Origin of the sequence: Palleronia aestuarii (assembly GCF_003253995.1) — a bacterium.
In the GTDB taxonomy this organism is placed as follows: Bacteria; Pseudomonadota; Alphaproteobacteria; order Rhodobacterales; family Rhodobacteraceae; genus Palleronia; species Palleronia aestuarii.
The window spans coordinates 84,827-98,484 of sequence record NZ_QKZL01000007.1 but is presented as its reverse complement, the minus strand read 5'-3'; the positions used below and the strand labels follow the sequence as shown (position 1 = coordinate 98,484).

11 protein-coding genes are annotated in these 13,658 nt (G+C 69.0%); all 11 read left to right on the top strand.

What is annotated here, in order from left to right; translation table 11 throughout:
- The first annotated feature begins 7 nt into the window (after positions 1-7).
- The 11 genes from LX81_RS10465 (at position 8) to ftsA (ending at position 13,486) form a co-directional block, all read left to right on the top strand.
- Positions 8-1,492 (top strand): UDP-N-acetylmuramoyl-L-alanyl-D-glutamate--2,6-diaminopimelate ligase, encoded by a 1,485-nt coding sequence (locus LX81_RS10465; RefSeq protein WP_111537269.1) that lies wholly within the window; start codon positions 8-10, stop codon positions 1,490-1,492.
- On the top strand, positions 1,489-2,907 hold the full coding sequence (locus tag LX81_RS10460) for a UDP-N-acetylmuramoyl-tripeptide--D-alanyl-D-alanine ligase (RefSeq protein ID WP_111537268.1): 1,419 nt from the start codon (positions 1,489-1,491) through the stop codon (positions 2,905-2,907). The genes LX81_RS10465 and LX81_RS10460 overlap by 4 nt, the downstream gene beginning before the upstream one ends.
- A 12-nt stretch (positions 2,908-2,919) precedes the next feature.
- Complete coding sequence (mraY, locus tag LX81_RS10455; RefSeq protein ID WP_111537267.1) at positions 2,920-4,005, top strand: phospho-N-acetylmuramoyl-pentapeptide-transferase; 1,086 nt, start codon at positions 2,920-2,922, stop codon at positions 4,003-4,005.
- A gap of 10 nt (positions 4,006-4,015) precedes the next feature.
- Complete coding sequence (gene murD, locus LX81_RS10450) at positions 4,016-5,413, top strand: UDP-N-acetylmuramoyl-L-alanine--D-glutamate ligase (RefSeq protein ID WP_111537266.1); 1,398 nt, start codon at positions 4,016-4,018, stop codon at positions 5,411-5,413.
- A gap of 211 nt (positions 5,414-5,624) precedes the next feature.
- Positions 5,625-6,791, top strand: a complete 1,167-nt coding sequence (gene ftsW / locus LX81_RS10445; protein WP_111537265.1) for a putative lipid II flippase FtsW — start codon at positions 5,625-5,627, stop codon at positions 6,789-6,791.
- A 25-nt stretch (positions 6,792-6,816) separates the two neighbouring features.
- Positions 6,817-7,938 (top strand): UDP-N-acetylglucosamine--N-acetylmuramyl-(pentapeptide) pyrophosphoryl-undecaprenol N-acetylglucosamine transferase, encoded by a 1,122-nt coding sequence (locus LX81_RS10440; RefSeq protein WP_111537264.1) that lies wholly within the window; start codon positions 6,817-6,819, stop codon positions 7,936-7,938.
- 29 nt (positions 7,939-7,967) lie between these two features.
- The gene (gene murC / locus LX81_RS10435) at positions 7,968-9,374 is read left to right on the top strand and encodes a UDP-N-acetylmuramate--L-alanine ligase (RefSeq protein ID WP_111537338.1); all 1,407 of its coding nucleotides are present in this window, start codon (positions 7,968-7,970) and stop codon (positions 9,372-9,374) included.
- On the top strand, positions 9,371-10,297 hold the full coding sequence (murB, locus tag LX81_RS10430; protein ID WP_111537263.1) for a UDP-N-acetylmuramate dehydrogenase: 927 nt from the start codon (positions 9,371-9,373) through the stop codon (positions 10,295-10,297). The genes murC and murB overlap by 4 nt, the downstream gene beginning before the upstream one ends.
- A 71-nt stretch (positions 10,298-10,368) precedes the next feature.
- Positions 10,369-11,283, top strand: coding sequence for a D-alanine--D-alanine ligase (locus LX81_RS10425; RefSeq protein WP_111537262.1), 915 nt, complete (start codon positions 10,369-10,371; stop codon positions 11,281-11,283).
- The gene (locus LX81_RS10420; RefSeq protein WP_234822560.1) at positions 11,271-12,149 is read left to right on the top strand and encodes a cell division protein FtsQ/DivIB; all 879 of its coding nucleotides are present in this window, start codon (positions 11,271-11,273) and stop codon (positions 12,147-12,149) included. Before LX81_RS10425 ends, LX81_RS10420 begins: the two co-directional genes overlap by 13 nt.
- A 2-nt stretch (positions 12,150-12,151) precedes the next feature.
- Complete coding sequence (gene ftsA, locus LX81_RS10415) at positions 12,152-13,486, top strand: cell division protein FtsA (RefSeq protein ID WP_111537261.1); 1,335 nt, start codon at positions 12,152-12,154, stop codon at positions 13,484-13,486.
- Positions 13,487-13,658 lie beyond the last annotated feature (172 nt).

Below are 13,658 nucleotides of genomic sequence, written 5' to 3'. Positions count from 1 at the left end.
TGCCGCCATGTCCGAGACGACGAGACCGCTGTCCGCCCTGGGGCTCACCGCGCAGGCCGGGCGCGATGCGCAGATCACCGGCCTGAGCGTCGATAGCCGGGAGACCCGTCCGGGTCACCTCTTCGCGGCACTTCCGGGCTCGCAGGTCCACGGTGCCCGCTTCGTCGAGGACGCAGTCGATAGGGGGGCCGCCGCGATCCTCACCGATCGCGACGGTGCCGATCTGGCAGCGGACGTGCTCGCCGCGTCGAGCGCCGCGCTGGTCCTTGCCGAGGATCCGCGCCAGACCCTCGCCTTTGCGGCCGCCCTGTGGTTCGAGCGCCAGCCCGAGGTCTGCGTCGCGGTGACCGGAACGAACGGCAAGACGTCGGTCGCGACCTTCACCCGCCAGATCTGGTGCGCGCTCGGTCTCGACGCCATCAATCTCGGAACGACGGGCGTTGAGGGCGCGTGGACCGCGCCGCTGCGCCACACGACACCTGAGCCCGTGACGCTTCACCGCGCGCTTTCCGAAGCGGCGCGAAACAGGATCACGCATGCCGCGATGGAAGCGTCGAGCCACGGGCTCGACCAGCGGCGGCTCGACGGGGTGACGCTGGCCGCGGCGGCCTTCACCAATTTCAGCCAGGACCACCTCGATTATCACGCGGATTTCGACGAGTATTTCGCGGCGAAGGCAGGTCTTTTCGCCCGTGTCCTGCCCGAGGACGGGACGGCGGTGCTGAACATGGACGATCCGCGCGCCGCGGAGGTGCGGCTTTTGGCGGAGATGCGCGGACAGGACGTGCTAAGCGTCGGCCGCGAGGCGGGGGCGGCGATCCGCATCCGGGGGCAGCGTTTCGACGCGACGGGACAGGAATTGCGCTTCGACTGGAACGGCACGCCGTATCAGGTCCGCCTCGACCTCATCGGCGGATTCCAGGCGGAGAACGTGCTCCTGGCGGCGGGCCTCGCCATCGCGAGCGGGATCGAACCGCGCGATGTCTTCGCCACGTTGCCGCGGCTCGCCACGGTGCGCGGCCGGATGCAGCGCGCCGCGATGCGGGAGAACGGAGCGGCGATCTTCGTCGATTTCGCCCATACGCCGGACGCCCTCAGGATCGCGCTTACCGCGCTGCGCCCCCATGTGATGGGCCGGCTCATCGTTGTCTACGGGGCGGGCGGCGACCGCGACCGCGGCAAGCGGCCCCTGATGGGGGAGGCCGCGCGCGATCATGCTGATCTTCGCATCGTAACGGACGACAACCCGCGTTCGGAGGATCCGGCGACGATCCGGGCGGGAATCCTCGCCACCGATCCGGAGGCGATCGAGATCGCGGACCGGGCGGAGGCGATCCTGCGCGGCGTCGACGCGCTCGAACCCGGAGACGCGCTTCTCATCGCGGGCAAGGGGCACGAGACGGGACAGATCGTGGGCGGCGCAATCTATCCCTTCGACGATGCGGAGCAGGCAAGCGTGGCCGTCGCGGCGCTCGACGGACGCGTCGCGTGAACCGCCCGCTCTGGACATCGGAGGAGGCCGCGGCCGCGACGGGGGGCGAGAGCCGGGGCGCGTGGAGCGCATCGGGGCTCTCGATCGACACGCGGACCCTTGCCCCCGGCGATCTCTTCGTGGCCCTTACGGCCGAGCGGGACGGCCACGATTTCGTGGCGGATGCCTTCGCGCGCGGCGCGGCGGCGGCGCTCGTCGCCCGTGTTCCCAATGGCGTCGACGACGACGCGCCCCTCCTTCTCGTCGACGACGTGCTGGCAGGGTTGGGCCAGATGGCATCCGATGCCCGGTCGCGGTTCGGAGGCAAGGTCCTCGCGATCACGGGATCGGTCGGCAAGACGACGACGAAGGACATGGCGCGCGTTGCGCTCTCGGGCCAGATGCGCGTCCACGCGGCGGAGGCGAGTTACAACAACCACTGGGGCGTGCCGCTGACCTTGGCGCGGCTCGATCCCGACGCCCAGGTCGCGGTGATCGAGATCGGGATGAATCACCCTGGAGAGATCGCGCCGCTCGCGCGCCTCGCCCGTCCCGACGTCGCCCTCGTCACGACGATCGCGCCGGCCCATCTCGAAGCCTTCGCTTCCGTCGAGGAGATCGCGCGCGAGAAGGCGACGATCTTCGAGGGGCTCGGAACCGGCGGCACGGCGATCGTCCCCGCGGATAGCCCGAACCTGGAAATCCTCGCCGAGGCCGCGAGGGCCCGAACCTCCGACATCCGCCGCGTGGGCTTCGCAGACGCCGCGGATTATCGTCTCGACACGGTCGAGCTGCGGGCGGGCAGCACGATCGTACAGGCGCGGGCAGGCGATCTGGCTCTGGTCTTCCGGCTCGGCGGCGCGGGGCGGCACTTCGCCCCCAACGCCTTGTCGGTGCTCGCGGCCGCGGAGGCGCTCGGCGGGGACATGGTGCTCTCCGGCCACGCGCTCGCCGAATGGCAGCCCTCCGCGGGGCGGGGCACGCGGGAGTTCGTCGCGCTCGATCCGGTGGAGGACGCGATGATCGAACTCATCGACGACGCCTTCAACGCGAACCCCGCCTCCATGGGAGCGGCGCTAGATGCCCTGATCGCCTCCGATCCCGGGCCGGATGGGCGGCGTGTCGCGATCCTCGGGGACATGCTCGAGCTCGGGGCCGACGAGATGGCGCTCCATGCCGCGATCGCAAGTCATCCGGGCCTCGACGCCGTCGATCTCGTCCATTGCGCCGGCCCCCGGATCCGCGCGGCCTGGGAGGCACTGCCCGAACTCCGCCGCGGCGTCTGGACCGAGCGGGCCGAGGAGCTTGCGGGACGCGTCGCGGGTCTCGTCCGTCCGGGCGACATCGTCCTCGTCAAGGGATCGAAGGGCGCGCGAACGGCCCGCGTCGTTGACGCCATCCGCAAATTGGGCCATCGCGAGCGCCGAACGGCCTAGGGGGTCCGCTGCATGCTGTACTGGCTGACCGAATTCTCCGACGGCGGCGATGTCTTCAACCTGTTTCTCTACATCACCTTCCGATCCGGCGGGGCGTTTTTCACTGCGCTGGTCTTCGGTTTCCTCTTCGGGCGACCGCTGATCAACCTGCTGCGCCGCCGCCAGCGCCACGGCCAGCCGATCCGCGCCGACGGGCCGGAGAGCCATATCGCCACGAAGGCCGGAACGCCGACGATGGGGGGCGTCCTGATCCTAGGAGCGCTTCTCGTCTCGACGCTCCTCTGGGCGCGTCTCGACAATCCCTACATCTGGATGCTGCTCTTCGTCACCGCGGGCTTCGGCCTGATCGGCTTCGCCGACGATTACGCGAAGGTCACGAAGAACACCCATTCGGGCCTGTCGGGAAAGATGCGGCTGGGCCTTGGATTCCTCATCGCCGCGATTGCGTCGGCCTGGGCCGCCTGGTTCCACCCGGCGGAACTCTCGTACCAGCTCGCCTTTCCGATCTACAAGAACGTGCTCCTCAATCTCGGGCTCTTCTTCATTCCGTTCGGAATGGTGGTGATCGTCGGTGCGGCCAATGCGGTGAACCTCACCGACGGGCTCGACGGGCTCGCCGTCATGCCGGTGATGATCGCCGCAGGCACGCTAGGCGTGATGGCTTATACCGTGGGGCGTGTCGACTTCACCGATTATCTCGACGTCCATTACGTACCCGGCACGGGAGAGATCCTCGTCTTCTGCGCCGGGCTCATCGGCGGCGGGCTGGGGTTCTTGTGGTACAACGCGCCTCCGGCCGCGGTCTTCATGGGCGATACTGGCTCTCTTGCGCTCGGCGGCGCGCTCGGGGCCGTCGCCGTCGCGATCAAGCACGAGCTTGTTCTGGCCATCGTGGGCGGTCTCTTCGTAGCCGAGGCGCTTTCGGTCATCGTGCAGGTCTTCTACTTCAAGCGGACGGGCAAACGCGTCTTCCTGATGGCGCCCATCCACCACCATTTCGAGAAGCGCGGCTGGGCGGAGCCGCAGATCGTCATCCGCTTCTGGATCATTAGCCTGATTCTCGGGCTGATCGGCCTCGCCACGCTGAAGCTGAGATAGGCCGTCGCCGATGATCCCCGTTACCGGTTTCGCGGGCCACGACGTGGCCGTCCTCGGCCTCGGGCGGTCGGGCCTCTCGACGGCCCGCGCGCTGGCCGCGGGTGGCGCGCGGCCGATCTGCTGGGATGACAGCGCCGAGGGGCGCGAGCGGGCCGCGGCGGAGGGGTTCGTTATCCGAGACCTCACCGGCCGGGACGCGTTCTTCGGCGTGGCGAGGCTCGTCACCTCGCCGGGGATCCCGCATCTCTATCCCCGCCCGCATCCGGCGATCGCGGCGGCAGAGGCCGCGATGGTGCCCGTCGACAACGATATCGGCCTGTTCTTCCGCTCCGTCGCGACCCCCGACTGGCAGGATTTCGATACCCCGCCGCGGATCGTCGCGGTGACGGGCTCGAACGGCAAGTCCACCACTTCCGCCTTGATCCACCACATCCTGACGGAGGATGGCCGCCCCGCGCAACTCGCGGGCAATATCGGGCGCGGCGTGCTCGATCTCGACCCGCCCGGGAACGGCGGCGTCGTGGTGCTCGAGCTTTCCTCCTATCAGACGGAGCTCGCGCGGGCGCTCACCCCCGACATCGCCGTCTTCACCAATCTTTCGCCCGACCATCTCGACCGGCACGGGGGTCCGGGCGGGTATTTCGCGGCGAAGCGCCGTCTCTTCGCCGAAGGCGGGCCCGACCGCGCCGTGATTGGTGTGGACGAGCCGGAGGGACGGTTCCTCGCGGGGCAGCTTTCGGAGGGGCCTAGCGACGATCGGGTGATCCGGATCTCCGTCGCCGAAAAGCTCGACGGGCCCGGCTGGTCGGTGGCGGCGCGCAAGGGGTTTCTCGCGGAGCGGCGCAAGTCCCGGCAGGTGGCCTCGATCGATCTGCGCCCCATCACGGGCCTGCCGGGGCGCCACAATCACCAGAACGCCTGCGCGGCCTACGCGGCGTGTCGTGCCCTGGGCCTGTCGCCCCGCGGGATCGAGGCGGCGCTCGCGTCCTTCCCGGGCCTGCCGCATCGTTCGCAGCTCGTCGCCGAGAGGGGCGGGGTCCGTTTCGTCAACGACAGCAAGGCCACGAACGTCGATGCGGCTGCAAAAGCCCTGCAGGCCTTCGGGCGGATCCGCTGGATCGCCGGGGGGCTCGGCAAGGAGGGGGGAATCGCCGCGCTCGCGCCCCATCTCGGCAGCGTTGCCAAGGCCTACCTCATCGGTCACTCGGCGCGCGATTTCGCGCTGCAATTGGGCGAGGTGCCGCTCGAGGTCTGCGAGACGATGGAGGTCGCCGTCGCGCGTGCCGCGGCTGAGGCGGAACCGGGCGACGTCGTCCTGCTTGCGCCGGCTGCGGCGAGCTTCGATCAATACCCGGATTTCGAGCGCCGGGGCCAGCATTTCGTGGACCTCGTGCGCGGGGCGGAGTGATAGGGCGGTTGGTCCGAAGTCTCGTTCACTGAAAGCAGCCGCTTGGTGGTACCTCTCGTCGTCCGGGGATCTTTGCTATGGCCCCGCAGCCACGTCCGGCTCCGGCGTCCGACTTTACTGGCTTTGCGCTTCCAAAACGCGTCCGATCGCGCTAGGCTTGCGGTCAGACCCGGAAAACGGGCGTTGAACGAGGCGACGCGAGCGGCACCCCATGACTGAGATGGTCTATGGAACCGTCCCCCTGCGGGACGGCGATCCGATTCTTCCCCGATGGTGGCGGACGATCGACAAGTGGTCGCTCTCCTGCGTCCTCGTGCTCTTCGGCATCGGTCTCCTGCTCGGGCTCGCAGCCTCGCCGCCGCTCGCGGCGCGCAACGGGCTTGCGCCCTTCCATTATGTCGAGCGGCAGATCTTCTTCGGCGGGCTCGCTTTCGTCGCGATGGCGGTGACCACGATGATGTCGCCACGGCTCGTGCGCCGGCTTGCGGTCGTGGGATTCGGCCTCGCCTTCTTGGCGCTCGCCGCATTGCCCATCGCCGGCACCGATTTCGGCAAGGGGGCGGTGCGCTGGTACTCCCTCGGCTTCGCGAGCGTTCAGCCCTCGGAATTCCTGAAGCCCGGTTTCGTCGTGACCGCCGCCTGGATGCTTGCGGCAAGCCAGGATCCGGGCGGCCCGCCGGGCAAACGCATCTCCTTCGGTCTGACACTGGCGATCGTGATGCTGCTCGCGATGCAGCCGGATTTCGGGCAGGCCTGTCTCATCCTCTTCGGCTGGGGTGTGATGTACTTCGTCGCCGGCGCCCCCGTGACTCTCCTCGTGGGCCTCGCCGGGGCGGTCACCCTCGCGGGAACGCTCGCCTATTCCAATTCGGAGCATTTCGCCCGCCGGATCGACGGGTTCCTGAGTGCCGATGTCGACCCGACCACGCAGCTCGGCTACGCCGCGAACGCGATTCAGGAAGGTGGGTTCTTCGGGGTCGGCATCGGGGAGGGGCAGGTGAAATGGTCGCTCCCTGATGCCCACACCGATTTTATCATCGCCGTGGCCGCGGAGGAATACGGGCTCCTGCTCGTCCTGGTCATCCTCGCGCTCTATGCGACGATCGTGGTCCGTTCCCTCATCCGGCTGATGCGCGAGCGCGACCCCTTCATCCGCCTCGCGGGCACCGGCCTCGCCTGCACCTTCGGCGTCCAGGCGATGATCAACATGGGCGTCGCGGTGCGTCTTCTGCCCGCCAAGGGGATGACGCTGCCGTTCGTGAGCTACGGCGGCTCCTCCCTGATCGCCGGGGGGATCGCGGTGGGCATGCTCCTCGCCCTCACACGGGTCCGTCCGCAGGGCGAGATCGGCGATATCCTGATCACCCGCCAGAGATGATCGTCTTCCCGCAGAGATCCCTGTTGTGAGCCCGCCGCTCGCGATCATCGCCGCGGGTGGCACCGGTGGGCACATGTTCCCCGCTCAGGCGCTGGCCGAGACCCTGCTCGCGCGCGGCTGGCGTGTGACGCTCAGCACCGACGCGCGGGGCGCGCGCTATACCGGCGGCTTCCCGAAGGACGTGGGGATCGAGATCGTCTCCGCAGGGACCTTCGCGCGCGGCGGCGCGCTCTCCAAGGCCGTGGTCCCGTTCCGCATCGCCGGCGGGACGCTGCGGACGCTTCTGTCGATGCGCCGCGACCCGCCCGCCATCGTCGTGGGGTTCGGGGGCTATCCCTCGCTCCCGGCCGTCGCCGCCGCGATCCTCGCCAAGCGGCCGCGGATGATCCACGAACAGAACGGGGTGCTGGGGCAGGTGAACCAGCTCCTCGCCTCCCGCGTGGACGTCGTGGCCTGCGGGACCTGGCCCACCGCGCTTCCCGAGGGGGTCGAGGCGGTCCATACCGGCAACCCGGTGCGCGCGAGCGTGCTGAGCCGCGCCGGCGCGGGCTACATCGCGCCCGGAGACTACCCGCTGTCCGTGCTCGTCATCGGGGGATCGCAGGGCGCGCGGATCCTCTCGGATGTCGTGCCCGCAGCGCTCGATGCGCTCCCCGAGCCCATTCGCGGACGCATCCGCGTCGCGCACCAGGCCCGCGGCGAGGACGAGCGGCGGGTGACGGATTTCTACCGCGCCGTGGGCATTCCGGCCGAGGTCGAGCCCTTCTTCGACGATATTCCGCGCAGGATGAGCGAAGCGCAGCTCGTGATCAGCCGCGCGGGCGCGTCGAGCGTCGCCGATCTCAGCGTGATCGGCCGTCCCTCCATCCTCGTGCCGCTCGCTGCGGCCATCCGCGACGAGCAATCGGCCAATGCGCGTGGTCTTGCTGCAGCGGGCGCGGCGGTGGTGATCCCGGAGCGCCATCTCGATGCCGCGACCCTTGCCGATCATATCGCGGCGATCCTCGACCAGCCCGAGGCCGCGACGGAGATGGCGCGCCGTGCGCTCACCGTCGGACGTCCCGGCGCCGCGGACGATCTCGCCGATCTCGTGACGCAGGTCGCGGGGCTGGACAATTCCTCGACAGAAGGGGCAGGAGAGCCATGAGACATCAGCCGATCAAGTCCGAGTTCGCGATGAACCTGAGGCCCACGAAGCTGCCCTCCCGCATGGGGCCGATCCACTTCGTGGGGATCGGCGGCATCGGCATGTCCGGTATCGCGGAAGTCCTGCTCGAACACGGCTACGACGTGCAGGGCTCCGATCTGAAGCCGAGCCCGATCACCGAACGGCTCGCCCGGCTCGGGGCGCGCATCTTCATCGGGCAGGACGCGGCCAATCTCGACGCGGCGGAGGTGGTCGTCATCTCCTCGGCCATCAAGCGCGGCAATCCCGAGCTCGACGCGGCGCGCGGGCGCGGGCTGCCCGTCGTGCGGCGCGCGGAGATGCTGGGCGAACTCATGCGGCTCAGGTCGAACGTCGCGGTCGCGGGCACGCACGGCAAGACCACGACGACGACGATGGTGGCAGCCCTCCTCGACGAGGGTGGCGTCGATCCGACCGTCATCAACGGCGGCATCATCCACGCCTATGGCTCCAATGCCCGGATGGGGCAGGGCGAGTGGATGGTCGTCGAGGCCGACGAGAGCGACGGCAGCTTCAACCGCCTGCCCGCGACGATCGCGATCGTGACGAATATCGACCCCGAGCACATGGAGCATTGGGGCGATTTCGATGCCCTGCGCCAGGGCTTCCTCGATTTCGTGTCGAACATCCCGTTCTACGGGCTCGCGATCTGCTGCACCGACCACCCGGAGGTTCAGGCGCTCGTGGGCCGGATCACCGATCGCCGGGTCGTGACCTTCGGCTTCAATGCGCAGGCCGATGTCCGTGCGCTCAACCTTCACTACGAGGCGGGCGTGGCGCATTTCGACGTGGCGCTTCAATCCGAAGGCCGCGTGATCGAGGGATGCAGCCTTCCGATGCCCGGGGACCACAACGTTTCGAACGCGCTTTCCGCCGTGGCCGTCGCGCGCCATCTCGGCATGGAGGCGGAAGCGATTCGCACCGCCCTCGCCAAGTTCGGCGGCGTGAACCGCCGTTTCACCAGGGTGGGCGAGGTCGACGGCGTCACCATCATCGACGATTACGGCCATCATCCGGTAGAGATCGCCGCGGTCCTGAAAGCCGCGCGACAGGCGACCGAGGGCCGCGTCATCGCCGTTCACCAGCCGCACCGCTATTCCCGTCTCTCCTCGCTCTTCGAGGAGTTCTGCACCTGCTTCAACGATGCCGACGTCGTGGGCATCGCGGAGGTCTACGCCGCCGGCGAGGAGCCCATTCCGGGCATCAGCCGCGACGATCTGGTAAGCGGGCTGGTCCGCCACGGGCACCGGCATGCCCGCGCGGTGCGCGACGAGGACGATCTCCTGCGCCTCGTGCGGGAGCAGGCGGGTCCCGGCGACATGGTGGTCTGCCTCGGTGCGGGCACGATCAGCGCCTGGGCCATCGCCCTGGCCGGACGACTTTCCGGCGAGGCATGACCGTTCTGCCGGCGACCCGGGGGCGGCTCACGCCCGGGCGGCCGCTCTCGGACCTGACATGGCTCCGCGTCGGCGGGCCGGCGGACCATTTCTTTCAGCCCGCCGATCACGACGACCTCGTCGCGTTCCTCGCGGCGCTGGCGCCGGATGTCGCGGTGTTTCCGATGGGCGTCGGCAGCAATCTCATCGTGCGGGATGGCGGGATCAAAGGCGTCGTCATCCGCCTCGGTCGGGGCTTCAACGGGATCGAGATCGAAGAGGGACGCGTCATCGCGGGGGCCGCGGCGCTCGACGCCCATGTGGCCCGCAAGGCCGCCGAGGCGGGGCGCGACCTGACGTTTCTCAGGACCATCCCGGGCTCGATCGGCGGCGCGGTGCGGATGAACGCAGGCTGCTACGGCACCTATGTCTCCGACCGTCTCGTTGAGGTGGAGGTCGTCGGGCGCGATGGCCGGACGGCGACGCTGCCCGCCACGGAACTCGGTCTCGCCTACCGCCACAGCGAACTGCCCGCGGACTGGATCGTGACGCGGGCCACGTTCGAGGCCCCCGAGGACGACCCGGAAGTGCTTGCCGCGCGCATGGCGGAGCAGCTCGCCCGGCGCGACGCGACGCAGCCCACCAAGGAGCGCAGCGCCGGATCGACCTTCCGCAATCCCGCCGGCCACTCGAGTACGGGACTAGCGGACGACACGCATGAGTTGAAGGCTTGGCGCGTCATCGAGGCGGCCGGTCTCAGGGGGGCTACGCGCGGAGGGGCGCAGATGTCGCCCATCCACCCGAACTTCCTCGTCAATGCCGGGGGGGCGAGTGCCGCCGATCTCGAAGCCCTCGGAGAGGAGGTGCGAGAAAGGGTATTTCAAAACTCCGGCATTCGGTTAGAGTGGGAAATCATGCGCGTGGGTGAACCTGCGCGCGACTGAGGCCGGGGCGCAACGACGCCGCGTAAGATCAAGAAGGCCCGTCAAAGGGCCGGCAGGCAAGAGTGACGGGTATGTCGAGCGGGACACACCCCAAAGTTGCGGTGCTGATGGGTGGGCCCTCCGCTGAACGCGAGGTGTCGCTGTCCTCAGGGCGCGAATGCGCCACCGCGCTGCGGGACGAAGGCTACGAGGTGATCGAGGTGGATGCCGGATCCGACCTCGCCGCCCGTTTGCACGAGATCGCGCCCGACATCGTCTTCAACGCGCTCCACGGTCGCTGGGGGGAGGATGGCTGCGTGCAGGGCCTCCTCGAATGGCTGCGTCTGCCCTATACCCATTCGGGCGTTCTCGCCTCCGCCCTCGCAATGGACAAGGTGCGCTCGAAGGAGGCGTTTCGCCGCGCGGGCCTGCCCGTCGTCGCGTCGGTCCTGGCCCCCCGGGACGACGTCGCGGCCAACCACGTCATGGAGCCGCCCTACGTGGTGAAGCCCTACAACGAGGGCTCCTCGGTCGGTGTCTATCTCGTCCACGAGGCCGCGAACGGTCCCCCGCAACTCGATCCCTCGATGCCCGCGACCGTCATGGTGGAGCGTTTCGTGCCGGGCCGGGAACTCACCACGACCGTGATGGGCGATCGACCTCTCGACGTGACCGACATCCAGACCGACGGTTGGTACGATTACCGCGCGAAATACACGCCCGGCGGATCGCGTCACGTCGTGCCCGCGCAAATCCCCGACGAAATCCGTGAGGCGTGCCTCGATTATGCGTGCCGCGCGCATGACGCGCTGGGTTGCCGGGGGGTGAGCCGTGCCGATTTCCGATGGGACGAGGCGCGCGGGCTCGACGGGCTCATTCTTCTGGAGATCAACACGCAGCCCGGGATGACACCCACCTCGCTCGCACCGGAACAGGCGGCGCATGCAGGGATCGGTTTCGGCGCCCTTTGCCGCTGGATGGTGGAGGATGCCTCGTGCGGCCGCTGAACCGTCCCGCCGTCCGGCGCGATCCGGCGCCGTCGCGTCTGGCCTACCGTCTGCACCGGCTGGCGCTGACGCCCTCCGTCCGTCGCGGTTTCACGGTCGGATTGCCGCTCGCCGTGGCCACCCTGATCCTGACGCTCGCTCTGGCCGATGCCGACCGTCGCCAGGCGCTCGGCGCGCGTGTCGCGGCCTGGAAGCTCGCGATCGCGCAGCGCGAGGAGTTCATGGTCCGCCAGATCGCCTTCCGCGGCGGATCGGACGCGACGACGGCCGCGATACGGGAGCGGCTGAACGTCGATCTGCCCGCCTCGAGCTTCGACCTCGATCTCGCGGCGATGCGCGAGGCCGTTACCTCGATCGACGCGGTCCGTGAGGCGGAGCTGAGCATCCTGTCGGGCGGCACCCTTCAGATCGCGGTGGAGGAGCGGATCCCCGCGCTGGTCTGGCGGGGGCCGGAGGGGCTCGTCCTGCTCGACGCGGAGGGGCACCCGACCGGTGCCCTGCAGCGCCGCCGCGACCGGGCCGACCTGCCCCTCGTTGCGGGCGACGGCGCGCCGGAGGCCGTTCCGGAGGCGCTTGCCATCATCGCGGCCGCTCATCCGCTCGCGGACCGCGTCCGGGGGCTTCTGCGCGTGGGGGCGCGGCGCTGGGACCTCGTCCTCGATCGCGGGCAGCGGGTGATGCTGCCCGAGACGCGTCCCGTCGCGGCACTGGAAGAGGCGATCGCGATCCACGAGGCGCAGGATCTGCTGTCGCGCGATGTCCTGCGCGTGGACATGCGCACGCCGTCCCGTCCCACCATCCGCATGGCGGAGGCGAGCGCGCGGACGATGCGGCAGATCAGGCTTGGCGAATTAGGGGGCGATTGAAGATGCACGATCTCTACCGGACGCAGCGGGCGATGCGGGCGATGCGGCGGGCGGCGATGCAGCGCGGGGTGATCGCGATCCTCGATGTGGGCACGTCGAAGATCGCGTGCCTGATCCTGCAATTCGCCGGAGCCGATCGGCCCGGAGCGGACGACGGGATCGGCTCGATGGCGGGCCAGGGTGCGTTCCGCATCATTGGCGCCTCCACGACGCGCTCGCGCGGCATGAGGTTCGGCGAGATCGACGCGATGCGTGAAACGGAACGCGCGATCCGGACCGCGGTGCAGGCCGCCCAGAAGATCGCGCAAACCCGCGTCGACCACGTCATCGCCACGATCTCGGGCGGCTCGCCCCGCAGCTACGGGCTCGCGGGCGAGATCGACCTCGGCGGGCGCCACGTGCGCGACGGCGACATCGCCGCGGTGATGGCGGCCTGCGACATGCCCGAGATCGGCGAAGGCCGGGAGGTGCTACACGCCCAGCCGGTGAACTTCGCCCTCGATCACCGGACGGGCCTCAGCGATCCGCAGGGGCAGTTCGGCAACACGCTCGCCTGCGACATGCACCTTCTGACAGTGAACGGGACGGCCCTGTCGAATCTGCTGCATTGCATCAAGCGATGCGATCTGGAGGTCGCGGGCCTGGCCTCCTCGGCCTATCTCAGCGGCATCTCCAGTCTCGTGGAGGACGAGCAGGAACTGGGCGCCGCGTGCATCGACATGGGCGGCGGCGCGACGGGCGTCTCGGTCTTCATGAAGAGGCACATGATCTACGCCGACAGCGTGCGGCTCGGTGGCGACCACGTGACCTCAGACATTTCGAAGGGGCTGAAGATCCCGCTCGACCGCGCCGAGCGGTTGAAGACTCTCCACGGCGGGGTGATCGCGACGTCGATCGACGATCGCGAGATGATCGCGCTCGGCGGCGACAGCGGCGATTGGGAGCGCGACCGGCGCAAGGTCAGCCGGGCGGAACTCATCGGAATCATGCGGCCGCGGGTCGAAGAGATTCTCGACGAGGTCCGGGCGCGACTGGATGCCGCGGGCTTCGATCACCTTCCCTCAAAGCAGATCGTGCTCACGGGGGGCGCGAGCCAAATCCCGGGACTGGACAGCCTGGCGCTCCGCATCCTCGGGCCCCAGGTGCGGATCGGGCGTCCGCTGCGCGTCGCGGGGCTGCCCGAGAAGGCCGCGGGCGGGGCGTTCGCGAGCGCGGTGGGCCTTTGTCTCTTCGCCGCGCATCCGCAGGACGAATGGTGGGATTTCGAAATTCCGGCCGATCGCTATCCGGTGCGCTCGCTGCGGCGGGCGGTGAAATGGTTCAAGGAAAACTGGTGATGCCCATATCTGCGCACGTGCGCGACATCCCGCTGAAGCCGGGTCCCGCATTTCTAGATTTTGCGGCGGAGATGTGTTTTTCAGGTGACGCGCACGGCATAATCCGGTAAAATTTGAACTAAATACGTGGCGGAAAGCCCGGGCTAACCGGGCGTAGAAACAGGCGGATCAT

Bases quoted from the DNA above. Each gene is read 5' to 3' on its own strand.
- mraY (WP_111537267.1), top strand. From the start codon at position 2,920: ATGCTGTACTGGCTGACCGAATTCTCCGACGGCGGCGATGTCTTCAAC.
- murB (WP_111537263.1), top strand. From the start codon at position 9,371: ATGACCGTTCTGCCGGCGACCCGGGGGCGGCTCACGCCCGGGCGGCCG.
- LX81_RS10465 (WP_111537269.1), top strand. From the start codon at position 8: ATGTCCGAGACGACGAGACCGCTGTCCGCCCTGGGGCTCACCGCGCAG.
- murD (WP_111537266.1), top strand. From the start codon at position 4,016: ATGATCCCCGTTACCGGTTTCGCGGGCCACGACGTGGCCGTCCTCGGC.
- LX81_RS10425 (WP_111537262.1), top strand. From the start codon at position 10,369: ATGTCGAGCGGGACACACCCCAAAGTTGCGGTGCTGATGGGTGGGCCC.
- ftsA (WP_111537261.1), top strand. From the start codon at position 12,152: ATGCACGATCTCTACCGGACGCAGCGGGCGATGCGGGCGATGCGGCGG.
- ftsW (WP_111537265.1), top strand. From the start codon at position 5,625: ATGACTGAGATGGTCTATGGAACCGTCCCCCTGCGGGACGGCGATCCG.
- murC (WP_111537338.1), top strand. From the start codon at position 7,968: ATGAACCTGAGGCCCACGAAGCTGCCCTCCCGCATGGGGCCGATCCAC.